Origin of the sequence: Desulfohalovibrio reitneri (assembly GCF_000711295.1) — a bacterium.
GTDB lineage: Bacteria > Desulfobacterota > Desulfovibrionia > Desulfovibrionales > Desulfovibrionaceae > Desulfohalovibrio > Desulfohalovibrio reitneri.
In genome coordinates this window covers 1,761,452-1,786,740 of the sequence record NZ_JOMJ01000003.1, presented here as the reverse complement: position 1 = coordinate 1,786,740, position 25,289 = coordinate 1,761,452, and the positions used below count along the sequence as shown (strand labels likewise).

General features: G+C 65.2%; 24 protein-coding genes, 1 tRNA gene and 1 riboswitch. Of the genes, 10 read left to right on the top strand and 15 right to left on the bottom strand.

The window, feature by feature from the left end:
• Positions 1-29: 29 nt before the first annotated feature.
• Positions 30-1,145 (top strand): linear amide C-N hydrolase, encoded by a 1,116-nt coding sequence (locus N911_RS0109005; protein ID WP_081859137.1) that lies wholly within the window; start codon positions 30-32, stop codon positions 1,143-1,145.
• Positions 1,146-1,206: 61 nt separating this feature from the next.
• On the opposite strand, the gene nspC is transcribed toward N911_RS0109005, so the two are convergent.
• Both nspC and N911_RS0108995 read right to left on the bottom strand, forming a co-directional pair.
• Positions 1,207-2,418 carry a carboxynorspermidine decarboxylase gene (gene nspC, locus N911_RS0109000; RefSeq protein ID WP_081859136.1) on the bottom strand — a complete coding sequence of 404 codons (1,212 nt, stop codon included), beginning with the start codon at positions 2,416-2,418 and terminating at the stop codon, positions 1,207-1,209.
• Positions 2,419-2,541: 123 nt separating this feature from the next.
• A complete protein-coding gene (locus N911_RS0108995) occupies positions 2,542-3,714 on the bottom strand; it encodes a saccharopine dehydrogenase family protein (RefSeq protein ID WP_029896373.1) in 1,173 nt (390 codons plus the stop codon).
• 356 nt (positions 3,715-4,070) lie between these two features.
• Here N911_RS0108995 and N911_RS0108990 point away from each other — a divergent pair, with 356 nt between their 5' ends.
• Positions 4,071-5,270, top strand: a complete 1,200-nt coding sequence (locus N911_RS0108990; protein ID WP_051694120.1) for an MFS transporter — start codon at positions 4,071-4,073, stop codon at positions 5,268-5,270.
• A gap of 184 nt (positions 5,271-5,454) precedes the next feature.
• On the opposite strand, the gene N911_RS0108985 is transcribed toward N911_RS0108990, so the two are convergent.
• The 4 genes from N911_RS0108985 to speA form a co-directional block, all read right to left on the bottom strand.
• The gene (locus N911_RS0108985; RefSeq protein ID WP_029896369.1) at positions 5,455-6,327 is read right to left on the bottom strand and encodes a universal stress protein; all 873 of its coding nucleotides are present in this window, start codon (positions 6,325-6,327) and stop codon (positions 5,455-5,457) included.
• Between the two features lie 38 nt (positions 6,328-6,365).
• Positions 6,366-6,860, bottom strand: coding sequence for a universal stress protein (locus tag N911_RS0108980; RefSeq protein WP_029896367.1), 495 nt, complete (start codon positions 6,858-6,860; stop codon positions 6,366-6,368).
• A gap of 23 nt (positions 6,861-6,883) precedes the next feature.
• Positions 6,884-7,852: a serine/threonine protein kinase gene (locus tag N911_RS0108975; protein WP_029896364.1), complete on the bottom strand. Its 969-nt coding sequence runs from the start codon at positions 7,850-7,852 to the stop codon at positions 6,884-6,886.
• A 661-nt stretch (positions 7,853-8,513) separates the two neighbouring features.
• On the bottom strand, positions 8,514-10,442 hold the full coding sequence (speA, locus tag N911_RS0108970; RefSeq protein WP_029896362.1) for a biosynthetic arginine decarboxylase: 1,929 nt from the start codon (positions 10,440-10,442) through the stop codon (positions 8,514-8,516).
• Between the two features lie 227 nt (positions 10,443-10,669).
• On the opposite strand from speA, the gene N911_RS0108965 reads away from it, so the two are divergent.
• The 7 genes from N911_RS0108965 to N911_RS0108935 all read left to right on the top strand — a co-directional run bounded on the left by N911_RS0108965 (position 10,670) and on the right by N911_RS0108935 (position 16,450).
• On the top strand, positions 10,670-11,428 hold the full coding sequence (locus tag N911_RS0108965) for an SAM-dependent methyltransferase (RefSeq protein ID WP_029896360.1): 759 nt from the start codon (positions 10,670-10,672) through the stop codon (positions 11,426-11,428).
• Complete coding sequence (locus N911_RS0108960; protein ID WP_035104620.1) at positions 11,425-11,979, top strand: uracil-DNA glycosylase; 555 nt, start codon at positions 11,425-11,427, stop codon at positions 11,977-11,979. Before N911_RS0108965 ends, N911_RS0108960 begins: the two co-directional genes overlap by 4 nt.
• Positions 11,980-12,029: 50 nt before the next feature.
• A riboswitch (TPP riboswitch) is annotated at positions 12,030-12,129 on the top strand.
• Positions 12,130-12,203: 74 nt separating this feature from the next.
• Entirely contained in the window at positions 12,204-12,995 is a 792-nt protein-coding gene (locus tag N911_RS0108955) for a sulfide-dependent adenosine diphosphate thiazole synthase (RefSeq protein ID WP_029896356.1), read from the top strand.
• Positions 12,996-13,085: 90 nt separating this feature from the next.
• Positions 13,086-14,000 carry a sensor histidine kinase gene (locus tag N911_RS0108950; RefSeq protein WP_081859132.1) on the top strand — a complete coding sequence of 305 codons (915 nt, stop codon included), beginning with the start codon at positions 13,086-13,088 and terminating at the stop codon, positions 13,998-14,000.
• Entirely contained in the window at positions 13,985-14,350 is a 366-nt protein-coding gene (locus N911_RS0108945) for a response regulator (RefSeq protein ID WP_035104617.1), read from the top strand. Before N911_RS0108950 ends, N911_RS0108945 begins: the two co-directional genes overlap by 16 nt.
• A 132-nt stretch (positions 14,351-14,482) precedes the next feature.
• Positions 14,483-14,983, top strand: a complete 501-nt coding sequence (locus N911_RS0108940) for a rubrerythrin family protein (RefSeq protein ID WP_029896351.1) — start codon at positions 14,483-14,485, stop codon at positions 14,981-14,983.
• Positions 14,984-15,418: 435 nt separating this feature from the next.
• Positions 15,419-16,450 carry a hypothetical protein gene (locus N911_RS0108935; protein ID WP_029896349.1) on the top strand — a complete coding sequence of 344 codons (1,032 nt, stop codon included), beginning with the start codon at positions 15,419-15,421 and terminating at the stop codon, positions 16,448-16,450.
• A gap of 16 nt (positions 16,451-16,466) precedes the next feature.
• Here N911_RS0108935 and N911_RS0108930 read toward each other — a convergent pair whose 3' ends face one another.
• The 8 genes from N911_RS0108930 to N911_RS0108895 all read right to left on the bottom strand — a co-directional run bounded on the left by N911_RS0108930 (position 16,467) and on the right by N911_RS0108895 (position 24,078).
• Positions 16,467-17,135, bottom strand: a complete 669-nt coding sequence (locus N911_RS0108930) for a CAAX prenyl protease-related protein (RefSeq protein ID WP_237559924.1) — start codon at positions 17,133-17,135, stop codon at positions 16,467-16,469.
• A 653-nt stretch (positions 17,136-17,788) separates the two neighbouring features.
• Complete coding sequence (locus N911_RS0108925; protein WP_029896344.1) at positions 17,789-18,070, bottom strand: hypothetical protein; 282 nt, start codon at positions 18,068-18,070, stop codon at positions 17,789-17,791.
• Positions 18,071-18,329: 259 nt separating this feature from the next.
• A complete protein-coding gene (locus tag N911_RS0108920) occupies positions 18,330-18,731 on the bottom strand; it encodes a hypothetical protein (RefSeq protein WP_029896342.1) in 402 nt (133 codons plus the stop codon).
• Positions 18,719-20,242 carry a type II secretion system protein GspD gene (locus tag N911_RS17535; protein WP_029896340.1) on the bottom strand — a complete coding sequence of 508 codons (1,524 nt, stop codon included), beginning with the start codon at positions 20,240-20,242 and terminating at the stop codon, positions 18,719-18,721. The genes N911_RS0108920 and N911_RS17535 overlap by 13 nt, the downstream gene beginning before the upstream one ends.
• Positions 20,232-21,791 carry a COG1470 family protein gene (locus N911_RS0108910; RefSeq protein WP_081859131.1) on the bottom strand — a complete coding sequence of 520 codons (1,560 nt, stop codon included), beginning with the start codon at positions 21,789-21,791 and terminating at the stop codon, positions 20,232-20,234. Before N911_RS0108910 ends, N911_RS17535 begins: the two co-directional genes overlap by 11 nt.
• Positions 21,792-21,957: 166 nt before the next feature.
• Complete coding sequence (locus tag N911_RS18280; protein ID WP_029896336.1) at positions 21,958-22,530, bottom strand: hypothetical protein; 573 nt, start codon at positions 22,528-22,530, stop codon at positions 21,958-21,960.
• Positions 22,531-22,843: 313 nt separating this feature from the next.
• Positions 22,844-23,761 (bottom strand): hypothetical protein, encoded by a 918-nt coding sequence (locus N911_RS0108900; RefSeq protein WP_029896334.1) that lies wholly within the window; start codon positions 23,759-23,761, stop codon positions 22,844-22,846.
• Positions 23,758-24,078 carry a PilZ domain-containing protein gene (locus tag N911_RS0108895; protein ID WP_029896331.1) on the bottom strand — a complete coding sequence of 107 codons (321 nt, stop codon included), beginning with the start codon at positions 24,076-24,078 and terminating at the stop codon, positions 23,758-23,760. The genes N911_RS0108900 and N911_RS0108895 overlap by 4 nt, the downstream gene beginning before the upstream one ends.
• Positions 24,079-24,505: 427 nt before the next feature.
• On the opposite strand from N911_RS0108895, the gene N911_RS0108890 reads away from it, so the two are divergent.
• Positions 24,506-25,126, top strand: coding sequence for a helix-turn-helix transcriptional regulator (locus N911_RS0108890; RefSeq protein WP_029896330.1), 621 nt, complete (start codon positions 24,506-24,508; stop codon positions 25,124-25,126).
• A gap of 66 nt (positions 25,127-25,192) precedes the next feature.
• On the opposite strand, the gene N911_RS0108885 is transcribed toward N911_RS0108890, so the two are convergent.
• Positions 25,193-25,268: transfer RNA gene (locus N911_RS0108885), tRNA-Thr, on the bottom strand.
• Positions 25,269-25,289 lie beyond the last annotated feature (21 nt).

Here is a 25,289-nt window from a genome sequence, read left to right as displayed (position 1 = left end):
GGGGGAAGCAGGCGCACAGGGGGTCTTTCATGCCGGGCATCTCTCTTCGCAACCTGACGCTTATGGTCGTGCTGGCCGTGTCCACCGTGTTGTTGCCCTCGGCCGCCGCCGAGGCCTGCACCGGCGTGCGGCTGGTGGGAGAGGACGGCGCGGTGGTATTCGGCCGCACCCAGGAGTGGGGCAAGTTCGACCTTAAGCCTCGGATGGCCGTGGTCCCGCGCGGGACCACCTTCCAGGGGCAAACGCCGGACGGGAGCAACGGCCTGTCCTTCGAGACGAAGTACGGCTTGGCCGGGGTGCTGCTGATGCAGCGCGTCATCGGCACCGGCATGAACGAAAAGGGGCTGGCCGGAGGGCAGTTCTACCACGAGGGATTCGCGGAATACGCGGAGTACGACCCGGACAAGGCAGGGAAATCCATCGCCCCGACCCAGGTGCTGCGCTACATCCTGGCCAACTTCGCCAGCCTGGAGGAAGCGCGGGAAGGGCTGCGCGAGGTGCGGGTGGTGGCCACCAGGGACAAGGACCTGGGGAAGGTCGCTCCCCTGCACTACATGGTGGTGGAGCTCGGCGGGGAGAGCATGGTCATCGAGTACATGGACGGCAAGCCTGTCTTCCACCACAACCCGGTGGGGGTCATCACCAACAACCCCTACTTCGACTGGCACCTGACCAACCTGCGCAACTACGGCTCTATGTCCACCAAGCCGTTCAAGGCCAAAAAGTGGGGCGACCTGGAGATCACCCCGCTGGCGGCCGGGTCCGGCATGCTGGGCCTGCCGGGCGACTTCACCTCGCCCTCGCGCTTCGTGCGGGCCACGGTCTTCGCCCAGACCGCGCGGCAGACCAGCGGCGGGCTGGACACCGCGCGGGAAGTGTTCCGCATTCTGGACAGCTTCCAGCTGCCCGCGGACATGTCCGAGGGCTCGGACACGGGCAAGAAGGTCTCGCTCCCCTCGGGCACGCAGTACACCATCGCCAACGACACCGCGAACCGCGTCATCTACTACCACACCATGTACAACCGCAGGCTCCGTAAGCTGGACCTGACCGAGATCGACTTCGGCCGGGACGGCACGCGCGCCGTGCCCCTGGACGAACAGCGCGCCGAGGACATTAAGGAAGTGACCGGGACGTTGCGCTAGAACGGAGCGGGCCGCCACGCATGCGGCGGCCCGCTCTCTTAAAATCTATACGGCGGGGCCGTCAGCCCAGGCGGCCCCGGAAGTCCCCGTAGCCGAAGGTCCTGACCACCTCGACCTCCCCTCCCCGCTCCGAGTCCGCGAGGCAGAGGGCGGGGAGGTCGATGCCGTTGAAGGTGTTGGTCTTGACCATGGTGTAGTGGGCCTGGTCCGCGAAAACCACCGTGTCGCCCGGCTTGAGGGGGGCGTCGAAGGAGTAGTCCCCGGCCTGGTCCCCGGCCAGGCAGGAGAGCCCGGCCAAACGGCAGGTCCAGGCCTTTTCCCCCGGCTCGCCCGCGCCCACCACGGGCGGGCGGTAAGGCATCTCGATGACGTCGGGCATGTGGGCGGGCACGGCCGTGTCCAGGATGGCGATGGGGCCGCCCCGCTCCACAACGTCCAGCACCCGCGTGACCAGGAACCCGGCGTTGAGCGCCACGGCCTCGCCCGGCTCCAGGTAGACATCCACCCCGTACCGCTCCTTGAAGGAGGCCACCGTGCGCTCCAGCAGGTCCAGGTCGTAGTCCGCGCGGGTGAGGTGGTGGCCGCCGCCGAAGTTGACGTAGTCCATGTCCGGGACGAAGCGGCCGAATTTCTCATCAAAGGCCGCCAGGGTGCGGACCAGGGCGTCGGCGTTGTGCTCGCAGAGGGTGTGGAAGTGCAGGCCCCGGCAGCCGGGGGGCAGGGCCTCGCCCAGCTCCTCCAGGCGGATGCCCAGCCGCGAGCGCGGGGCGCAGGGGTCGTAGAGGGGGGTGTGGCCCTCGGAGTGCTCCGGGTTGACCCGCAGGCCCAGGTGGATGCCCTCCCGCAGCTGCCTCGCCTGCCCGGCGAAGCGGTCCCACTGGGCCAGGGAGTTGAAGAGCATGTGGGAGCAGCGCGGGGCCATGCGGCGGACGTGCTCCTCGCCGTAGGCCGCGGCGAAGCCGTGCACCTCCCCGCCGAAGTCCTCCGCGCCGAGCCGGGCCTCGTGCGGGGAGGAGGCGCAGACCCCGTCCAGCACCTCCCGCAGCATAGGGAATACCGGGTGCATGGCGAAGCCTTTCAGCGCCAGCAGCACCCTCGCCCCGGTGCGCGCCTTGAAGCCGGAAATGACCTCCAGATTGGCCCGCAACCGAGCGCGGTCCACCACGAAGGCGGGGCTGGGCGCGGCCGCGGCGTCGAAGCCCAGCCCGTCCAGCGAGGCGGGCGTGGAGGCGGCCGCCCCCTGGGCGGCGGGATCGTTCGGGGTGTCGGTCATGCTGTCGCCTCTTTTCCTTTGCTTGGACTCCCCAAATCATCCGCAGGCAGCCAAACCATTGCAAGCGCACGGCGCGGGGAACGTCCAGTCAACGGGTAGAACGTTCCCCCGCCTCGCCGAGGCCTACTCGATGACTTTCCAGGGCAGGCCGTGCTTGCCCAGGGCCTCCAGGAAGGGGTCGGGGTCGAGCTGCTCCATGTTGAAGACGCCCTCGCCGCGCCACGTGTTCCGCAACATCATCATGGCGCCGACCATGGCCGGGACGCCGGTGGTGTAGCTGACGGCCTGGGCGCCGGTCTCGCGGAAGGCCTCCTGGTGGTCGCAGGTGTTGTAGATGAAGACCTGTTTCTCCGCGCCGTCCTTCTCGCCCCGGACCAGGCAGCCGATGCAGGTCTTGCCCTTGGTGCGGGGGCCCAGGGAGGCGGGGTCGGGCAGCAGCTTCTTGAGGAATTGCAGGGGCACGATCTCGCAGCCCTGGAAGTCGATGGGCTCGATGCCGTCCAGGCCGAGGTTCTGGATGACTTCCAGATGCTTGAGGTAGTTCTCGGAGAAGGTCATCCAGAAGCGCGCCCGCTTGATGGAGGGGATGTGCCTGACCAGGGACTCCAGCTCCTCGTGGTACATGAGGTAGGCGCGGCGCACGCCGACCTCGGGAAAGTCGTAGTCCCAGGTCTGGGACAGTGGCGGGGTGGCCTTCCACTCCCCTTCCTCGAAGTAGCGGCCCTCGGCCGTGACCTCGCGGATGTTGATTTCGGGGTTGAAGTTGGTGGCGAAGGGCAGGCCGTGGTCGCCGGCGTTGCAGTCCAGGATGTCCAGGTAGTCGACGCGGTCCAGGTGGTGCTTGGCTGCGTAGGCGGTGAAGACGTTGGTCACGCCGGGGTCGAAGCCGGAGCCGAGCAGGGCCATGAGCCCGGCCTTGCGGAAGCGGTCCTGGTAGGCCCACTGCCACTTGTACTCGAACTTGGCCTCTTCCGGCGGCTCGTAATTGGCTGTGTCCAGGTAGTCCACGCCGGTTTCCAGGCAGGCGTCCATGATGGACAGGTCCTGGTAGGGAAGGGCCAGGTTCATGACCAGATCGGGCTGGACGTCCTTGATGAGGGCCACGGTCTCCTGGACGTTGTCCGCGTCCACCTGTTCCGTGCGGATTTCGCGCGGCAGCTCGGCGGCGATCTCGTCGCAGCGCGCCTTGGTGCGGGAGGCCAGGGTGATTTCCTCGAAGACCTCGGGGACCTGGGCGCACTTGTGGGTGGTCACCCGGGAGACCCCGCCCGCGCCGATGATGAGTACCTTGCCCATGATTCCTCCTTGAAGGCTTCGCGCCGTTGTGAAGTCTTAGGATTGTACAGTCTGGCGCGCCCGGCGCAAGCCGGACGCGGCGACTCTCGCGGAAACGATGCCTTAGCGCACCAGGGGCGAGGAGTTCAATACCGGTGGCGGCGGAAAAAGGCGCATCCGGTCAAAGCGTGCTGGCTCCTGAATGAGCAGGGGCTCCCGCCCGCTTCTCCCTTCCGTTCAATCCAATCCCGGTGTATAATACACTGTTTGTGGACCACCGACGCCATGCCGGCGGGGGTGCGATGCCAGCGGCCACGGCGGATGCCGGGGAAATCCGCGCGTGGTACCGTGTTGTAAAGGACAATCCCGGAGTACGCATGAACGGAAACATCAAGGTGGCCGTGGCCGGTTTCCTCGCCACGGCCGTGGCCTTCGGCCCCGCCCGCATGGGATATGGGCTGTTTCTGCCCCGGTTTCGGGAGGAGTTCGGATTCTCGATAGAGACCGCGGGGTTCATCGCCAGCGCGGCGTACGGGAGTTTTCTGCTCGCCTTGCTGTTGACGGGATTCCTGTCCCCGCGTCTGGGGCCCAGGGCGCCCGTCATCGCGGGCGGTCTGGCAGCCGCTTCGGGCATGGGGCTGGTGGCGGGAGCCTCCAGCGTGCACTCGCTCGCCGCGGGCGTGATCCTGGCGGCCTCCAGCGCCGGTTTCTGCTGGGTCCCTTACAACAACGCGGTCGGAAGGGCGGTGTCGGAGAATCTTTGGGGACGCGTGCTTTCCATTGTCAGCACCGGCACGACATTCGGCATCGCCGGGGCGGCCGTCCTCGCCCTGGCTATTCTGAACACCGGGTTCGGCTGGCGGATCACCTGGGCCGTGTTCTCCGTGGCCGGTCTCGCGGCGGCCGTGGTCAATGCCTTCGCCCTGGGGGACATGCGCGGCGGCGGACCTCGCGATGAAGGCGCGTTCGGCATCGCGGAAGATATGGGTTTGCGGGAACTCCTGCGGGCCAGGGCGGTGCCGCTCTACGGGGTCGCGCTGTCGTTTGGCGTGACGAGCTCCATCTTCCTCTCGTTCGCCGTGGAACACGTGACAGATGCTGGCGGCCTGGGCGGGGGGAATGGTGAAATTGGGCCGATCCTGTTTCTCGCTTTCGGCGCGGTCGGCGTGCCCGGGATGTTCACGGGCGAGTTCGAAAGCCGGATTGGCTTGCGCAGGCTGCTGCGCATCATTTTCATCTGTTCCTTCGCCTCGCTGGCGCTTCTTGGTGTGGCGCCTGGATCATGGGCGACTGTACTTGTCTCCGCCGCGCTGCAAGGCGGCTTCGTCATGACCGTCAGCGCCGTCCTCGCCTTCTGGAGCCTGCGGGTGTTCCCGTTCATTCCGGCGGTCAGCTTTACAGCGGTGCTGCTCCTGGTAGCCGCCGGAAACGCCGCGGGCCCGGCCCTGGCCAGCCTCGCCGCCACCCGTATCGGCATGGGGATGATGTTTCTGGCGTGCGGCGGACTTTCCCTTCTTACCGCTTTGGCACTGCCGAGAGGTGTGCGGGAATACAGCGGAAACCAATCCGGCTCCTGAATCCAAGTCCCCCAGGATGTCCCCGACGTCGTCCGAGCAGGTATTTTCCGGGTGCACGCAAGCACCGCATGGAGATGGTGTTCACAAAATGATAGCCGAGCTTCCCCCGGGCGTGCGCAAGCGCGAACCGAGCCCGAAGCAACGAAGCCAGGGGGCGACCCTCGGCGGCCCGCACCCAATCAACCTATTGGACGAGCCAGAGAACGGCTCCGGTGAGGTTGCTGTAGAGCGTCGAGGACACCGAGCCCATGAAGAGGCGCTTCACCAGGCCCCGGTCCGCGCCGGTGCGGCCAGCGGCCACAACGGAGTGGCGCTGCCGATCCGCCTCGCGCAGGATGGACTTGGCCGGGTCGCGGCTCTCGATCACGCGCCGGCCGATGCGCTCCGGAGCCAGCCCGTGGGAGTGCAGGATCTCCCCGCAGCGGGCAAACAGTTCCTCGGCAATGATACGGTCGCCCGAGCCGGGGTCGAATACGTTGAGCAGGGTCACGTTCTGCCCCGGCTCTTGGGACAGCATGAAACCGACGTGGTCGATCATGCGGAAGGACTGCTCCGAGTCGTCCACGCAGGCCAGGACGTTGCGGCGCCCCGCCTCGGGCCTACGGCACAGCCACAGGGGGATGGTCAGCCGTTTGTCCAGGATGTCGCGGCTGACGCTGCTCTCCACCAGGCTTTCCAGCCAGCCCACCCCCCGGCTGCCCAGCACCACGGCGTCGTACAGTCCGCGTTCGCCCTCGCGCACAATGTCCATGGCCGTGGATTCCCCGCGGAAGTGCAGCTTGTCGGTCAGGGCGTCGCCGGGAAAGCCGTGCGAGGTTAGGTAGCTCCTGGCCCTGGCCAGAGCGGCCCGGCCGTGCCGCGCGTTCAGCCCGGCGATGCGGTCCAGCTCCGCTCGTTCCTCGTAGTCCGGCAAGCTGGTTGAGGATGCGGGCCTGGGCGCGGTGTAGTAGAGCGTCAGCTCCAGGCCTTCCTTGTCCGAGAAGAAGTCGCAGATGAAGCGCGCGCCGTGGGGCGCGCCCTTCTCCCTGCCCACCGTGACCAGCAGTTTTCTTTTCATCTTCTGCCCCGTAGGCCACGGAGCAGGTAATTCCTCCGTCATTCCACCACCCAGACCGTGCACGCCCTGGCGTGGTGCATGATCTTGGATGAGACGGAACCGAAGAGGAACTCCTCGGCCTTGGAGACCCCCCGGCGGCCCACCACCACGGTGCCGCACCCCTCCTCTTTGAGCACGGCCAGGATCTCCTGGGCGATGGAGGTGCCGTGGCTGCAGCGGGCCACGGCGCGGTCGGCGAAGGGGGACTTGCAACTGACCACGTACCGCACATCAATGTGCTCGGAGGGAATGCCCTTTCCCTCCAGAATGAACCGAGCCTCCTGGAGGAAGGCCTGCATCTTGCGGCGATGCTCCTCGCAGTTCTTCTTCCAGCTGTCCTCGTCGGGAAAGAGGTCCCGATCCGGAAAACGCTCTATGCAGAGCAGCAGAATGCGCGCCTCCGCGCTGTCATGCATCATCTCGCCGGTGTATTCCACCGCGCGGGTGGCGTTTTCCGAGCCGTCCACGGCCACGAGTATCTTCTTGCAATCCATGACCTGCCTCCCGGCCCCGGGTTTCAGCCAGCGCCTCCCAAAAGGCGCAGGCAGGGGCGCAATTCATCCAGCATCTCCTCCACGTGGTCGTAGAAAACATACGTTCCAATGGAGAAGTGCAGGAGAACGTTGTTCAACTCCCTGGGAATGTAGGGATAGAGCTTGCCGAGGTTGGCCAGGCGGTTGGCGAACATGAGGGTGAAGTCGTCAGGCTCCAGGGAGGAGAGAACCTCATCGGAGAAGCCCTTTTCCGCGAGGTTCTGGGTGGTGTGTTCCCCCTTGCCCGCGAGAAAGAGCAGGATGTTGCCCAAACCGAAGATGTCCAGCCCCCACGGATTTTCGTGGAAGTCAAAGGCGTAGTCGAAGTCGATCCAGCGGTAGGCTCCGGTTTCGTACTCCACAAGCAGGTGGTCGCGGCGGATGTCGCCGTGTTTCTCCCAGCGGGAGTGGAGGAAGGAGATGGCCTCGCAAGCTCCCATGAACTTGTTCAGGATGCCGGGGAAGTGCTCATGAAAGTAGGTCTCGTGGTCGGCGTCGATGTCCTCCACCCGCAGGTCCAGCCTCCTGCCCCGCACGATGTCCAGCACGCGCACGGGGTTGCCCTTGGCGTCGGGGATTGTCTCGCCCTGCATGAAGCGCAGGTCGCCCCGCACCAGGTTCAGGATGCGGGCCTCCTTTTCCGGGCTGCGGTAGCAGCGGATTTCGAAGTCGCCGAGTTTGATGGGGAAGGTCTCGTGAAAGACGAGCTTGAGGATGCGGCGTTCTCCGCTCTCCATCTCCCGGCAGCGCTTGACCCAGTACTTGGGGTCGTCGATGCCGAACCGCTGTTCGCATTCGTCCCGAAGGACCAGGTAATGCCGTCCGCCCAAGCGGATGACGTCCCCGTGGTCCACGGACATGAATTCGGACGTGTCCTCCACAATCCGCCCCGCATGTTTGGCGGAAAAGGAGGGGCAATACGCCCGGATAAGTTCGGAGACCTCGCTGGACATGGAAACCTCCGCATAATCAAGGTAGCATCAGGGCGGAGGAAATCAAGCGGAATGGAGAAGAAATACTGATACGCCGTGTGGAAACGCAACCACCCGTCAGAATGGACGAATCAAAGGAAGCAAAACCCCATCGCATCAGTCCGAATACAGACCAAAGCGGCGATTCCGAGAAAATACAACAGGAAGGAAACGGATCAAGCGACGAGGAAAAGAGGCAAGCGACCGGGTGCGGTCACCTGAAGGAGGCGCACTACCCGCTCCCCGGACCCGTACAAGCCACATGACGCGAACGGCGGCGGAGAATTCTTCCAGACGCGCGCGCAAGCGAGAAATTCCCCCTGGAACGGCAGGCAGATGACCTCTGTAAAGAAAGTACTCCCCAAACGCGTAAGCGAGAAGTGAACCCCGACCTTGCCCGCCCCTCCTCCAGAGCGCGAAAGCTCCCCCGGGCGCGCGCAAGCGCCCCTCCCCGCGATGTCCGTGCCCCCGGCGCGGACGAGCCCGGCGCACCGACGCGCTCAACAGGCCGTCGAGGTTGTTCCCTGGCTAGGCGCGAGAGGGGCGCTGGGACCGGACAGTACCCCTGTACGGCCGGTGCCAGCGCCCCTCGAAGCAACGACGCCAGGGGGCAACCTCGGCGGCCCACACCAGCGGGAGATTCTCACCGCTCGAAGTACGTGTAGCCTCTCAAGCCATCTTCAAAAGCGGTGAGAATCTCCCGCCGCTCGGCCGGAGCGATGCGGCCTTCGCGCACGGCGCGCTCGGCGCGGCGGCGGAAGGACTCGGAGAGGCGCTTGGCGTCGTATTCCACGTACTCCAGCACCTCTGCCACGGTGTCGCCCTCCACCTCGCGCACGAACTCGAAGCCTCCGTCCGGGCGGATGCGCACGGTGACGACGTTGGTGTCGCCCAGGAGGTTGTGCAGGTCGCCCAGGGTCTCCTGGTAGGCGCCAACCAGAAAGGCGCCGAGGTAGTAGTTTTCGCCGGGGCGCACCTCGTGCAGGGCCAGAGTCTTGCGGGGGCCGCGCGGGTCGATGAACTGGTCGATGCGGCCGTCGCAGTCGCAGGTGATGTCGGCGATGACCCCACGCCTGTCCGGGCGTTCGTCCAGCCGTTGCAGGGGCATGATGGGGAATACCTGATCGATGGCCCAGGCGTCGGGCAGGGACTGGAAAACGGAGAAGTTGCAGTAGTAGGTGTCGGCCAGGGCGGCCTCCAGGCTCTCCAGGGCCACGGGCGGTCGGCTCATGGTGTTCATGAGGGAGGCGATGGACTGGATGGTGTTCCAGAAGATGGTCTCGGCCAGGGCGCGCTGGCGCAGGGTGATATGGCCGTGGCGGAAGAGGGTGCGCACCTCGTCGCGGTAGTAGATGGCGTCGTTGAAGCACTCCTGGATGGTGCGCGGATTGACCGACTCGGCGGTCTCCAGAAGGTTCTCCACCAGGGGCGGGGTGTCCTCGGGCAGCTCCTCCGGGGTGGGCATGGGCTTGATGGAGGAGACGTCCAGGACCTCGAAGAGGAGCACGGAGTAGTAGGCCACCAGGGCGCGGCCGGACTCGGTGATGATGGTGGGGTGCTCCACGCCCTCGGAGCCGTCGGCTTCGGCCAGGCCCTCCATGACGGCCTCCACCACGTCGGCGCAGTACTCGTCCAGGGTGTAGTTGCGGGAGCCGTCGTAATTGGTGTGGGAGCCGTCGTAGTCCACGGCCAGGCCGCCGCCCAGGTCCAGCCAGCCCATGGGTGCGCCCTCCTCGATGAGGCCCTTGTAGACGCGGCAGGCCTCCAGCACGGCGGTGCGGATGTCGCGGATGTTGGGGATCTGCGAGCCCAGGTGGTAGTGTAGCAGGGTCAGGCAGTGGAGCATGTCCTCGTCGCGCAAGCGGTCCACCACGCCCACGATCTGCTGGGCGTTGAGGCCGAAGATGGAGAGGTCGCCGCCGGACTCGGTCCAGTGGCCGCCCGCCTTGGCGGTGAGCTTCATGCGCGCTCCAAGCAGGGGCTCCACGCCCATGGCGCGGGAGCGCTCCAGGATGAGGTCCAGCTCGCTCTCCATCTCCAGGACGAAGAAGATGCGGAAGCCCATCTTGCGGGCGTACAGGCCCAGGTCGATGAACTCCTGGTCCTTGTAGCCGTTGCAGATGAGGGGGGCGTCCGGATCCTGGAGCATGGCCAGGGCGGCCAGGAGCTCGGCCTTGCTGCCGGCCTCCAGGCCGTGGTGGTAGCGCGCGCCGAAACGGGTGATCTCCTCCAGCACGCCTTCCTGCTGGTTGACCTTGATGGGGTAGACCCCGCGGTAGGCGCCCCGGTAGCCGAGGAGGTCCATGGCCGTGCGGAAGGACTCGTGCAGGAGGGTTATCTGGGAGTGGAGGATGTCCTCCACGCGCAGGAGCACGGGGAGTTCCAGGCCGCGCTCCTTGAGGCCCTCGATGATGTCGGTGAGGGCCACGCGCACGGACTTGTCCGCGAACGGAGTGACCACGGCGCTGCCGTCCGGGGCCACACCGAAGTAGCCCGCGCCCCAGTTGAGCACGTTGTAGAGTTCGGCGGACTGTTCAGCGTTCCAGCGTTCCAGGGCGTCCGGCTTGGGCAAGTGCATGGTTCCACCTCCTTGTCCCCGGAGACCGGGGCGGGCCCGGAAGGACCCCGATGATACACCCGCGCGGCGATCCGGCAAACCGCCCGGAGGGTGAACCCGCGCAGGTAAGGCAGGCCGGGCGAAATGTAAAGGGCCGTGGGAGTTTGGCCAAAGGGTGGGTTGCGTCTTGCCCCGTGGCCCGGCTCGGGCTAGGTTGCCGCCAGACACGAAGGGAGGAAACCATGTCCGGCAGGGTGTCGGAGTTCTTTCGCGAGCTGCATACTGGGTTGCCCCGCCAGGGGCCGGGTGACGACGCCAGCACCCGAAAGGCGCTTTCCATGCTGGAGGAGCTGCCCCGGGAGTGCCGGGCGGTGGACATGGGTTGCGGCCCGGGCGCGCAAACCCTGGTGCTGGCCCAGGAGCTTGAGGGCGCGGTCACGGCCGTGGACGTGCATCGTCCGTTTTTGCAGGAACTGGCGGAACGGGCGGAGCGTGCCGGCCTGAGCGACCGCATCGACGTGGTCTGCGGCGACATGGCCCGGCCGGATCTGCCGCGCCGCTCCTTCGACCTGGTCTGGAGCGAGGGCGCGGCCTACGTCATGGGCTTCGGCGCGGCTCTGGACCTGTGGAAGCGGCTGCTCAAGCCCGGCGGCTACATGGCCCTGAGCGAGCTGACTTGGCTGTCCGAGGAGCCCCCGGCGGAAATCCGCGACTACTGGGAAGAGGCCTACCCGGAGATGGCCCACGCCTCGGACAACCTGAAGTCCATCCGCCGCGCGGGCATGGAGCCGGTGGGGCACTTCGTGCTGCCCTCCGAGGCGTGGTGGTCCGGCTACTACACGCCGCTGGAGACCAACCTGCGGACCTTCAAGGCCCGCCACCAGGAGGACCCGGAGGCCCTGGAGGCCGCCCAGGCTGTGGAAGAGGAAATCGAACAGTACCGGCGATTCTCCTCCTACTACGGCTACGTGTTCTACTTGGCTAGGCTGCCCCGGCAATGAGCCGGGAGCTGGAGTCGCTGGCGCGGGGCATCGCCCGTTGCCGGGCCTGCCGGCTGTGGGAGACGCGCACCCACGCCGTGCCGGGCGAAGGCCCGGCCGAGGCGGACATCATGCTGGTGGGCGAAGGGCCGGGCGAGGCCGAGGACCTGTCCGGCCGCCCGTTCGTTGGCCGTACCGGGGAGTTCCTGAACCGCTTCCTGGCCGAACGGGGCATCGAGCGGAGTGAACTCTTCATCACATCCTCGGTGAAGTGCCGCCCGCCCAGCAACCGCGACCCCAAGCCGGACGAGATCGAAACCTGCCGCGAAAAGTGGCTGCTGCCGCAGATCGAGGCCATCCGGCCGCGCGTCATCCTGCTGGCGGGCAAGGCGGCGGTGCGCTCCCTGGCGGGCTGGACCGGGGCCTTGGGCAAAGCCCGTGAAATGGCCTTCACTGTTGGCGGCGTGCCCGCCCTGGCGACGTACCACCCCACAGCCGCCATGCGTTTTCCCAAGCCGCGCGCCGGGCTGGCCGAGGATATTGAGCGCGCCCGGGAGCTCGCCATTGGCTGAGCGGCGAAAGCCCTTGCCAACTCCCATCGACACGGTCTAGAAAGACGCCTGCAACCCGATTGGGGTGCCCCGGTTCGCGCCGGGGCTGAGATTACACCCATGGAACCTGAAGCGGTTCGGACCGCCGGAGGGAATCGGGAACGCGGAGACAACCGTCCGCCGCGTCCAACCCATTCGCATTCCACCGTATTCCGCGCCGCTTCCGCAACAACACGGAGGCGACCATGCGTATCGAGGAAACACACGTAAGCCGGCTCATCACCCGGCGCTACTTCGAGAAGTTCGACGACTGCCTGGAACTGGACGTGGCCATCGTGGGCGGCGGCCCGTCCGGCCTGACCGCTGCCTGGAAACTGGCCGAACGCGGGGTGAAGGTGGCCCTGCTGGAGCGCAAGCTGTCCATCGGCGGCGGCATGTGGGGCGGCGGCATGTGCTGGAACGTGCTGGTGGTCCAGGAGGACAGCCGCCACGTGCTGGCCGAGGCCGGGGTCTCCCTCACGGACGAGGGCGAGGGCTACTTCACCGCGGACGCGGTGGAGGCCACCACCTCCCTGGCGGCCAAGGCCTGCCAGGCCGGGACGCGCATCTTCAACTGCCTGAGCGTGGAGGACGTGCGCGTGCGTGACGTTGAGGGCGAGACCCGGGTGGACGGGCTGGTCATTAACTCCTCCCCGGTGGAGATGGCCGGATTGCACGTGGACCCGCTGGTCATCGGCTGCCGCTACGTGATGGAAGCCACCGGGCACGCCCTGGAGGTGCTGCACACCCTGGTGCGCAAGAACGGGGTGCGGCTGGACACGCCGTCCGGCGGCATCGAGGGCGAGAAGTCCATGTGGGCGGAGCGGGCCGAGGCCACCACGCCGGAGAACACGCGCGAGATATTCCCCGGCGTGTGGGTCTGCGGCATGGCCGCCAACGCCTCCCACGGGGCCTACCGCATGGGGCCGGTCTTCGGCGGCATGCTGCTTTCCGGTGAGAAGGCGGCCGACGCCATCGCAACCGCCCTGGGCAAGTAGCTGAAAGAAACGGTCGGCCGGAGCGGTTTTTTCCCACCGCTCCGGCCTTGTTTTCTGGCATTCGGACGAAAATTGACGTACAAATTTCTCATGGGAAACTCTTCCCCTGAAGCCCCGGATTTTCTCTATCGATTGCGGAGCGTCCGCGTATTCCTCATCTCCCTGGGGTTCGGCCTGCTCTTCGGATTCATCGACGCCCTGGCGGATTATTTCTTCTTCTACCCGGACGACCCGCTGCGCGGCATCTTCCTGACCAACGTTCCCGCGCACGAAATCTGGGTGCGCGGCCTCTTCCTCCTTTTCTTCATCGGTTTCGGAGCGTTCGCCCAGTGGCGGGTGAACAGCGAACGGAGATTGCGGCAAGAGCTGAACGAGCGGCACCGCGAAAAGGAGGATCTGCTGCGGGAGATGAACCACCGGGTGAAAAACAACCTGCAGGTGGTCAGCGGCCTGGTTGGCCTGCAGGCGGCATCCAATCAACAGGAAGCGGCCTCCCGCGCCCTGCGCCACGTGGGCATGAAGCTGGACTCCATCGCCCAGGCGCACAAGCACTTCTACCGCGACGACGCCCTGCGCCACCTGAACCTCTCCGACTACCTGCGCGACCTCCTGGACCGCGTGGTCCGGGCCAATGGCCGCGCCCCCGTGGAATCCAGCTTCGAAGGGGACGACGTCCGCTGCTCCCTGGACGCGGCCGTGCCCGTGGGCCTCATCCTTACGGAACTGGTCGGCAACGCGCTGGAACACGCCTTCCCGGAATCCGAAGCGGAGGGAGTCATCTCCGTGCGTCTGGAAGCGCTTGACGACGGCGGGTTCCGCCTGCATGTTGAAGATAATGGAATCGGTTCAACCGTATACAGGAACGACAACGCCCCCACGGGAACCGGATTGCGGCTGGCGCGGGGACTGGCCAAGCAGATCGAGGCCGAATTCGCGGTAACAGCCGATCAGGGAACACGGGCCACGCTCACTCTATCAGGAGGGGAAACATGTCCAAGCGGGTGATGATAGTGGAGGACGAAGCGGTCACGGCCATGTTCCTGGAGCACGAGCTCACCCAGGGGGGATTCGAGGTCCCCCACGTGGCCGACACCGGGCGCGGCGCCATCACCTACGCCGAAGGGAACCCGCTGGACGCCATCATCATGGACATCCGCCTCAAGGACGACGTCGACGGCATCGAAGCCGCCCGCGTCATTAACCGGGGCATCCCGGTCATCTACCACTCCGCCTACGCCGACGACGAAACCATCACCCGCGCCCGCGAGACAAACCCAGCCGATTTCCTGGAAAAACCAGCCCCGCCCGAGTCCATCCTCGCTTCCCTGCACCGGGTATTCGCAAGGCAGCGGTAGAAGCGGGGGCAAGGAAAACGTACTTCGTCGGAAAACAGCCCATCTTCCCCCCGCTTTCCCGCGTCACGTTGCCATGGAAACGTGTTTGGTCCATAGTTGTGGACTGGAATAATCGATCACAAGGAGATCTTCATGAGCAAGACAGAAGACAATCTGCAGCAGGCGTTCGCGGGCGAATCCATGGCCAACCGCCGTTACCTGGCCTACGCCTCCCAAGCGGCCAAGGAAGGGCACCCCAAGGTGGCCAAGCTCTTCCGGGCCGTTGCCGAGGCCGAAACCATCCACGCCCACAACCATCTTCGCATCCTGGGCGAGATCAAGGACACCGCCGAGAATCTCAGGGAAGCCCTGGGCGGCGAGGAGTTCGAGTTCAAGGAAATGTACCCGGAGATGATCGAACAAGCCCAGGAAGAGGGCAACAAGCAAGCCGAGCGCACCTTCAACTTCGCCAACGAAGTGGAGAAAATCCACGCCAAGCTCTACCAGGACGCCCTGGACAAGCTCGGCCAGGATGAAAACGCCGACGTCACCTTCCACGTCTGCGGCGTCTGCGGCTACACCGTGGAAGGCGAAGCCCCCGACACCTGCCCCGTCTGCTCGGCCAAGAAGAAAATGTTCTTCGAGGTCGAGTAGCCATACGTCCGCCAGCCGGGGAGAGGGCTTGCCCTCTCCCCGGCTTTTTTTTGGGAGAAGGGGGGGAAGATTTCGCCCTGGCGGGCGACCGGGGGCTTCGCGCCCCCTGGGCCCTGCGGCAAAGTAACTGTGCATGTGTCTTCGCGGGATGGCGCGCGTGAGGGAGATGTCCGGGAGCGCTCCGGCGAAGCGGCGATTGCGGGGCTTATTTAGCCGGTGAGATCCTGCCCAGGTCGTCTGACTTCCGATGCGTTGAACGCGAAGTCGAGCTGAGATGCCCCGGCCACCATTTGCTCGCACCTCGCCCCGAGCGGAGCGAGAGCCACCCCTCATTCCCTTCACACCCGCTCTCCCTTCTTTCCTCGACTTGAAGCCTTCATGCAGTCCTGGTAGCCGATAGGTGGCCCGAGTGTACGTTGCGGGCCGGGAGGACGTATGCGCAAGCGGGTTGTTCTGCACATCGGCACGTTCAAGACGGCCACCACGGCCATGCAGCACTACATGTACGACAACCGGGAGGCGTTGCTGGAGCGGGGCGTCATGTACCCGAGGGTATGCAGCTTTCGGGACACGGGGCACGTTGTGCTGCCGGCCAGCCTCTTGCGGAAGTGCGGCCGCCGGGTGCCGTTCTGGCTGGATGTGGACCGCGAGGCCGACTACTACTGGGAGCGCGTGGCCGGGGAGATCGCGGCTTCGGACTGCCATACCGCGGTGCTCAGCACCGAGCATTTCTCCAATTTCGGGCAGGACGATTGCGCGGCTTCCCTCGCTCCTCTGGCCAGGGAGTACCTGGCGGATTTCGACGTCACCGTGTTGTGCTACCTGCGCCGCCCGGACCACTACCTGCTGTCCTGGTACAACCAGGTCGTCAAGATGGGGGAGGCGCTGGTTCCGTTCGAGGAATACTACCGCCGGATTTTGCGTAATGGCGGGTTCCAGCTCTTCCAGAGCCGCATTCTGGACGCCTGGGCCGAGGCGGTGGGAATGGACGGCATGTCGGTGCATTCCTTCGACGCCGTGCGCCGGGAGGGGCTCGATGTGGTGGAGCATTTTCTTGGAGAAGTGGGCGCTGGCGCGAACGTACCGCCAGTGAGTTCACACCCTGCCAACACCTCCATCGATTTCAAGCTGATGACGCCGCAACTCTTGCGGAACATTCTCATGAAGTCTGTCAAGGAGGGGGACGACGTGGTGGACCTGCCCGCCTTCCTTCGCCTCTACGGCGAGTACCTGCGCGGCATTGACGACGACGGGCTGGCTGAACTGGACGTGGCGGGCGACCTGGAAGAAGAGATTGGGGTCATTTCCTCGCGGTATCTTCCGGTTTTCGAGCGAGTTTGCGCCGACCCGAAATCAAGCGCGAAGTTCCGCAAGAAATGCGCGGACATCCTGCGGGGCCGCCAGCACCACCAGGCCAACCTCCTGCACACGGTCATGCGGTCAGCCGGACTGAACGCCGCGGGATGATCGGGTTCTTCCCGGCTTACCAGAAGGACCAGGAACCGGTTTCAAGCACGTACAGCCCCAGCAGGAGGTTGGTCAGACCGTGGGCCAGGACGCACTGGGCGATGCTTCTGGTCAGGTACAGGAGCAGGGCGTAGGCCACGCCGGCCATGAATCCGGCGATCAGCAGGTGGTGGGCGGAGGCGAACAGCGCGGCGACAATGAGCAGGGAGGGCCAGGTAAAGGTTCCCACGGCAACTTTCTGGAAGTCGTCGGAAATGACGTAGCGCATCAGGAAGGAGCGCCAGAACAGTTCCTCCATCACCGGAACCACGAGCACCGCCCCGAAGAGCCTGAACCCGGTCAGCACGCCCCGGACGGTTGCGTCGTCGACCAGAGTGGGGTCGTATCCGGCTGATTCGCCCAGAATCGCCCAGTCCATGTTGATCCAGAGAAGGAACACCGCCACACCAGCGGCGAGGCTGGCCGCCGTGTGTTTGAAGCGCAGGAGGTCGCCGAAGCGGAGTTCGGTGTACCCCTTCCAGAAATACAACAGCAGGCAGGCCACCGCCAGCGCCTTCAGCGGGTAGACGTACAGGAGTTGTCCGGGGCCGATGGGAAGCGTTCCGTTTCCCGCCAGGAACTCCAGAAGCTCTTCCAGACCGATAAAGGCCATGAACAGGGCGAAGGGGAGGATACGGGGGATCACTGTCTCTCCGGGGATTGCGGGGGCCGCCGAGGGGTGTCCCGGGTTTTTTCCGAGGACACGACTTCGTGCAGCGTATGGATACCTGCCTGGCTATCAACCTGTCGCATGCCTTTACACTTCTGTCAGAGGGCCTTGCACACTGTTCTCGCAGGTATGCGCCAACGCATGAGCAGGGTCGGCGTATATGCACGCATCGAACCGTAAGGCATGATTTGTGCCAAAAGCCAGCATCCCGCAACAGCTTCTATAAAGGAAGGATGCAGTATGGGAAAGCGTGTTTGTCCGCTGGCGCTCTTGAGCGTGCTGCCGGCATCTGGAGGGATCGCGGGCCGATTTCCTTTCCACGGACATTTTGGGAGTGCTCGTCCGCTGGGAAGGCTTGGCCGGGTCGGCGACCATTCTCAAGGAAACCTCCTCCAGGGCACGGTCGATTCGCCAGGTCCCGAGTCCTCTCGCGTGATGCCGGACAGCCCGGGCCTGCTCCTCGCGGGCGAAGGCGGGAGAACGATGCGGGCGGACTCTTCGTTTCCGAAAATCGGTTCACGCGAGGGCGGCCATCGGCCGCCCCTGTGTTTCGAGGCGGAGGGGTGGGCGGGCGGTTTTTGATGGACCCGGGGGTACAGACAGTGCCCCGTCCGGCTGGATGGGGGGCGCTAGTTGTTCGAGGCGTTGCGCAGCAGGCAGACGACCTCTGCCGCGTCCTCCAGCAGGCAGCGCAGGTCATGGTCGGGCGGCTTCTCGTCGATGAACTCGAAGCTGTGCAGAAACGTTCCATCCTTGAGGATGAAGGCGTCGCGGTACGCGTAGCCGGGTTCGCCGGGCAGGGATATCTTGGCGGTAAACCTGGGGAAACGCGTGTGCTTGATGCGGGATTTCACGGATAGCGCGTCGTTGATGACGCGCCAGTTGCCTTGTTTGTTCGACGTGTCCGGCATTTCCGCCCTCCTCCTCCCGAAATCGTGTGCTGCCGGGGATTCAAAGCCTTTTGTCTTCGCCGTCAAGTGATATACCGGCGTGATTCGGGTTTCAATAGTCCGCTGCGGTTATTAGTATGATTTTGTTCGCTGCGAGACAGCAAGGTAAGATGCATGTCGGAACGAACGTATTGACGGGTTTGTTTTTGCAAACCAATCAGGCCGTCAGGGTAGAGAAATAGTTCTGTCCGAGGCTTGGCCCCTCCTTCATCCGGTCCGCTCAAATGCACATCTTCTCTTCAGTGCTGTAGATGAAGCTGCCCTTGCGGCGGCTGCTGACATGCACGTACTCCTCCACCACCATGAAGAGGGCCTCGGTCATGCGGCCGTACGAGATGCGGGCCGCTCCTGTCCGCGCCAGGGCGTTGCGCAGGCGGGTGCCGTGCTCCAGGATATCCGCGTCGCCGAAGCCAGCCCGCCGCATGATCATGACCACGTCGTCCGCTTCCAGGGCGATGACCTCCCGGTTGGGAACGGATTGCACCAGGATGTCGTCCGAGTCCGGGGCGTAGCTCTTGCCGCAGCCCGCCAGCAGCAGGCAGCAGGCCAGAAGCGCCAGGACGGTGAGCCGCGCGGCGGGGGTGTCCGCCGGGGGAAGGGCGATGGTTCTCACAGGGGGCATGTGAGCAGGGCCTCCTTGAGTTGCGGAATGAACAACTCCTCGCCGATGGTGGGGATGACCTCGTCGTCGCGCGGGGAGCGGCGCATGCCGTTGCGGTCGTCGGGCACGATGCGCGCTGTGACAAAGACGGCGATCTGCTTGGTCTCGGTGGTGCCGGAGCGGTTTTTGAACAGTTCTCCGAAGAGGTCGATGTCCGCCAGGCCGGGAACCCCTTCGTCCTGTTTGCGGGTGCGGGTGTCCATCAATCCGGCGATGGCAGTGGTGCCGCCGTCCTGGATGCGCACGGTGCTTTTGGCCTGGCGGCGCGTGACCACGGGCAGGTTGTCCGCGAAGCGGGCCACCACGTTGCTCACCTCGGCCGAGACGTCCAGGGTTATCTCCCCGTTCTCGCCGATGCGGGGCAGGATGGTCAGCAGCGTGCCGGTCTCGATCTTTTCCAGCTCAACCCGCTCGTACACTCCGCCGGTGGTGATCTGGAAGTATTCCTCGGTGGCCACCTTCAATTCGGCAGGGCTGCCGTTCTGGGCCATGACCTGCGGCGTGGCCACGATGGTGGCCTCCTCGTTCTGCTGCAGCAAGTTCAGGGAGAGCATCAGCGAGTTGGTGAAGGACTTGTCCGGGGTGTAGCCCACCTGGAAACCCCACGGCCACCTGGGATAGGCGTCGCTGTCCGTGAAGGAGCCGAACTGGGCCGAGGGGAAGTCCCACTCCAGCCCCAGGTCGAGGAGGTCGGTGTGCTCCAGGACCACCACCCGGGCGTCCAGCAGCACCTGCCTGCGCGGCACGTCGATCTCCTGGATGGTGCGCGTGATCTCTTCCGCCACCCGGCTGGGCGCGTGGACCATGAGCAGGTGGTTCTTCTCGTCCGCGGTGACGTACTCCTTGAGGTGCTTGGGCAGCACGGCCATGGCGCTGTCCGTCTTCAGGTGGCTGAGGCGGCAGAGCCGCTTTTCAAATTCCAGCTTGCTGGCCAGGCCGTTCTCGTCGGGCGGCAGCTCCATGCCCTCCACGTCCATCTGCTTGATAACGCCGAGGATTCGCATCAGGTCGCCGTAGGGCGCGGTGATCATCAGGGAGTTGGTGGCGTCGTCCGCCCGCACGTACTGCCGGTCCACCTCCGAGAGCAGGCCCAGGGCCACCCGCGCCGGGACGTGTTGCAGCCTGACCAGCTTGCTGCGGCTGACGTCCCGGAAGGAGGGGCTGGCCGGGTCCGGGGAATAGACCAGGTAGTAGTTGCTGCGCTTGGCCACCTCGTACCCGGTCCCGGCCAGGACCACGTCCAGGGCCTCGCGCAGGGAGGCTTCGCGCAGTTCCGCCGTGACCAGTCCGGAGACTTCCGACCCGGCGATGATGGTCGCGCCCGCCTGCAGGGCGATGTCCTGCAGCGCCTGCCGCAGGTCGGTGTCGATGAAGACGTTGCTGATTTTTCCCTGGGCCGAGGCGTTGCCACAGAGCAGAACCGCCATGGCCAGGCCCGCCAGAAGCCCCCTCCAGATTCTCTTATCCGGCACGGTCCCCGTCCCCCTCGTCTGCGGCCGCCCGCTCCAGCACGCTTACCGTGACCGCGCCGCCCTCGCGTGTGACATGCACCGGCGTGGTCATGGCCGTGTTCTCGTCCTCTCCGTACACCAGCGTGGTGCGCAACTCGTATGTTCCCTCTTCCACCTCGGCGAAATCCAGCGTGCCGGAAAACCGCCGCGTGGCCAGGGGCAGCATGAGGCCGGACTCGCCTTCCATGTCCACGGACTGAACCACCTCGCCGATACCCGTGACCAGGTCCGCGCGCACGCGGGGGGTGAAGTGCTTGCCGCCGATGTTGACGCACCTGGACGTGACCACGTAGCCGCTTTCCCCGCCAGCGGCCAGGGAGGTCTCGGAGATGGCCGCGTCAAGTTGCGCGTCCTTTGCCGAGTTGCCCAGGCAGACCAGGGTGCGGGTGGTGCCCGCGCTCTGCCCGTCCGGGTAGGCGGACTCAAAAACCAGGTCGCCGTAGTAGGTGGAGTGGTCCGCCCCGGTGCGCGGGAGATTGGTCACCACCCGCACGTTCTGGGTGGCGCCGCCTCGGATGCGGAACTTTTCCGGGTAGATGCGTATCCAGTCCGCGCAGGAGAGGTCGTGCCCCATGAGCTCGCCCATGGAGACTCCGGCCAGGTCCTTGGGAATGGTGGAGTAGGTTTCCACCGTGATGGTGTCCGGCGAGGCGTTGCGCAGCCTGAGCACGGCCGTGCGCATGGCCCCGGGGGTGGATTCCACGAACAACTCCGGCGGCTCCAGATAGAGCGCGGAATCCAGGGCGATCTTTTCCACCGTGGGGTCGCCCGTAAAGGAAATGGTTTTTTCCAGCGGCTTCACGCGCCTGCCGTCCACGTACAGGGTGCCCTCCAGTTTGTACGTGCCGGATGGCAGCCGCCGCTCCAGGTCGGAGAGCAGGTTGAGCTTCACCCCGGGCAGGATGCGTTTTTCCTTGTAGTCCACGTCGGCCACGGTGAGCCACTTGTCCTGCACCTGGGCCCGCAATCGCATACGGCCCTCCACCGTGGAGAAGGTGCGCCCATTGTTGGCCACATCCAGCCTGACCAGGGTGGTGGCGGGCGACTGCGGTTCCGCCTCGCGGAAGCGCATGTCCACGTCGTCGATCTCCACCCGCTGCCGCACGGTCCTGCCCTGGATTTCCACCATGATGGGCACCTGGAAGGCCATGGCGATGTTCACCCCTTCCGGGGCGCGCTCCTTGACGTAGAGGGAGGCGAAATAGCTGCCCTTGGCGTTGGCCGGGATAGTCATCTCCACCCGGGCCTGGCGCATCCGCATGGGCTCCACGGTGAAGCTTGCCCGGGGCAGGTTTATCCACTCCCGGCAGGAAACAGCGGCGTTGCGGCCGCCGTCGAGGCTCGGAGCCACGCCGGTCCAGCCGCCGGACGGGGTCTGGGCCAAATCGTAGGCCATGATCTCGAAGGTCTTGGGCGCGGGGTTGGTCCCGCCGGTGTTCTTCAGCTCCAGGGCGAAATTGACCCGCTGCCCCGGCTTGGCCTGGAAGGCCACTTCCATGGGGCGGACCATGAAGCTCTGGCACGGTGCGGTAACTGGCAAAAAAACCAAAAAAAGGCAGAAGGCCAAAGCCCCTGCGAAGGCGGATTGCATCTCGACCCCTCCGGTGCGCCGGTTGAAGTGGTTGAAAGAGGGGGCGGAGCCGAAGCCCCGCCCCCTGTGTCGCGGTTGCGAGTGGTTAGTTGACGGTGGCGGTCAGCAGGATGGTGCCGGTGTAGGTGCCGGGAGCGGCGAAGGAGCCGTCCGGGGTGTCGTTGCCGCCGAGCGCGCCGCCCACGCCCATGATCTCGGTCTGCCGGCCCATGGCGGCGGGATCGACTACGTAGGAGATCTCGTCCTGCTCATTGCCGTACAGCACGTTGTTGCTGCTGGACGGGATGGTCATGTCCTTCTTCAGGGCGATGTAGTAGCCGATGATGTCGCCGGCGCTGTTCACGGCCTTCCAGAAGGGGTTGTTGTCGGTGGAGCGGACGAAGGAGTCGTCGCCGTTGGCCTTCAGAGTGTAGGGGCAGTTGGCGCTCACCTCGATGGTGGCGCTGGGCTCGAAGTTGACGGGGTCGCCAGCGGAGTTGTTGGCCTGGCCGCTGCTGTCCACCGTCATGGTGAACTCGGTTTCTTGCGGGGCGATTTCGACCCACTTCTCGACGGCGATGTTGATGGTGATGTCTTCGCTGTCGGTTTCAGCCGCGAAGGCGGAACCGGCGACCAGGACCAGGGCCATCACCGAGATGAGCGAGATGAGTTTTTTCATGAGTCAGTCTCCTGTGCGTTGATGTGAATTTGTCGATCATGGTCGGTTTCACGCTGGCTCGACCCGTCCCTTCCGTGACCAGCTTCGGGACGGGGGTCGTCGCCCCCACGATCACAGTTGACTGCCACGTGGCCGGTTTCACGACTCGCTCCCCTTCGCTCCATTCGTGACCAGTTTCGGAGCGGAGAATCATCGCGTTCCACATAGCTGTTCGAGTCCCCCCATCCGGCCGGAAGCGCGCGGGACTCGTCACGCGGTTCCGGAGCCCGCATCCGTTCCCCGGTGGGCTAGACCGGGACACGGATGAAATATGTCAGCGCATGCCCGCCTTGAGCCGGATTGCGCCGCTGTATTCGCCGTGTTGCAGGAGGCGGCCGGAATCCAGCAGCCCCGCCAGGTACACCCTGTTCACACCCCGCCCCAGGTCGATGCGGGCCTCGGAGCCTCCGCTCTTGCCCGCCATCCGCCTGGCGCCTTCGGGCGACCCGGCCAGGGCGATGCGTATCCGCTCGCGGGGAATCCGCTCCCCGCCCAGGTCGCGTCGCGCGTCCGTGACGTCCGCCACCAGCAGGGCGCTAGCCGCGTTCGTGGCCACCACCACCTCCGGGGCGTTCAGGGAGGGGGCCCGCTCCGGCCCCAGGACATTGAAGCGCATGGCCTGCTCGGCCAAGCCCAGCTCCACGAACTCCCGTATGCCGAATCCCATTTCCACGGTGCGCTCCACCGCCCGCCCGTTGCCGCGCCGCAGAGCAAGGCGCAGCCTGGCCGTGTGCTCGCCGGGCGCGGAGAACCGGCCCAGTTCCAGGTGCGGGGTGCAGCGCAGCCCCCGGCGCGGTCCTTCCAGGAACAGCCGTAGGGAGGCCGACGGCTGGGCTGCGTCCAGGCGGACGGTGCGGCTCTGGCCGGAAGAGGCGTCCAGCAGCTTGAGCTCCAGGGAGAAGCCCTCCAGGTCTGCGCCCACTCCGCTCAGGCGGCATTCCAGATGGCTCCGGCCGGGCGCGGAAAGGCCGATGTCGAAGGGATCGGCCGTGAAGCGAAGCCTTCCGGAGGCGGTCTCCCCGCCCTCGCTGAAATCCAGGGAGGAGGCGGAGACCTCCATATCCAGGGAGTTTCGAACCGGAGGCGCCGGATTCTCTTCCGCGTTGGCCATGCCGCACGGCGCGCCGACCACGGCCAGGAAAAGCAGGAGAAGAAGCAGTCCGCCGGGGACAGTTGGAATGGCGCGGCTCATTGCGGGACACCCGATGCGGTGGCGAGCAGGACTCCGGGCTGGTCGAAGCACACGGCCATGGCCCCCTCGCCGCGACGGATCACTTCGCCCTGGGAGCGGATAACCGATTGGCGGCTCCCGCCAAGTTCGCCAGGTATGCTCAGAAACATGGTCACTTCAACCCGTGTGCCCGATTCCAGAGGCTGTTTGGTGTGAAACAGGGCGCCGTGAGAGGAGACGTTCTCCGTGACCAGGTGGTAGGTCGCTTCGTCCGCGACCGCCATCACCCTCGAGGGCAATTTCAGGTCGAATCGCTGTACTGCTCGCCGGTCGTCCATTTCGTTGCATCCTGGGGCCATTCTGACTGCATTCCAAGGAAATCAAACATCCAAAAGGCGTATTTTGCCGAAGAAGAAAACTCCCCCGGAATAGGGAAGGGAGTAGGGTTTGCCCGCCTGTCCCACGGAGGGGGATGTGCGGGTTTCCCCCTAGTCCGATATGTGGAGTTGAACTGGAATCTCTCTGAGCATTCCAAGCAATTTCAATATATTAAAAAATTTGCTGCTGCTTACGGAACGCCGTTGGGTGGTTCCCTGGGAAGGGACCACAGGGGATGCGAGGAGCCGGCCGGTTGGTGGGTGGCTGGCATTCCCGCCGTCATATGACGGGGGAAAGTCGTCGGGTCGGGTAAAGAATCAAAAATGCCATATGCGGTAGGGTAAGACCGTATTGACCGGTCGTTGGGGCGGGGATAAGCAACCCACTATGAAACGAAATGTGATCCTGGTCGGCAAGACCATCATCCAGAACTCGTTTCTCGCCAACTCCATCGGTGAAAGCACGGGCATCCCGTGCACCATCCAGGAGGCGGGCGGTCTGGCCCTGGGCATGAATGGAACCCGCGACCTCTTGCTGTGGGACTACACCAGTCAAACCCTGGAGCGGTTCTGGGACATCTGCCAGACAGCCTCGACCCAGGGAAACCTTTACTGCGCGCTCATCAACGCGCCCAGGCGGCAGGCCCTGGCTGAAGAGGCCCTGCGGCGGGGCGCGCACGGCATCTTCCACGACGACGACTCTCTGGCCATCCTGGCCAAGGGGGTGCGGGCCATCCTGGACGGGGAGCTGTGGTTCTCCAGACGAATCATATCGGACCAGCTGGTTCGCGCTCGGCGCAAGGAGTTGGTGAAAAGCAACTCTGTGCAGCTTACCCCGCGCGAGGAGGAAGTGCTGCGTCTGCTCGCCTCGGGCAAGGCCAACAGCGACATCGCCGAGGCCATGTGCATCAGCCTCTGCACGGTCAAAAGCCACATCTCCAACATCTACGGAAAAATACAGGTCCCAAACCGCACCCAGGCGGCCCTCTGGGCGGCCAAGAACCTCTAGACCGCGACCGACTCTCCCCCCGCCACGAAAAAAGCCCCCAATCTCGCGATTGGGGGCCTGAAATCCTGGAGCCGGCGAGCGGATTTGAACCGCTGGCCTGATGATTACGAATCAACTGCTCTACCAACTGAGCTACGCCGGCCTGTGGTGAGGGGGTAGATAT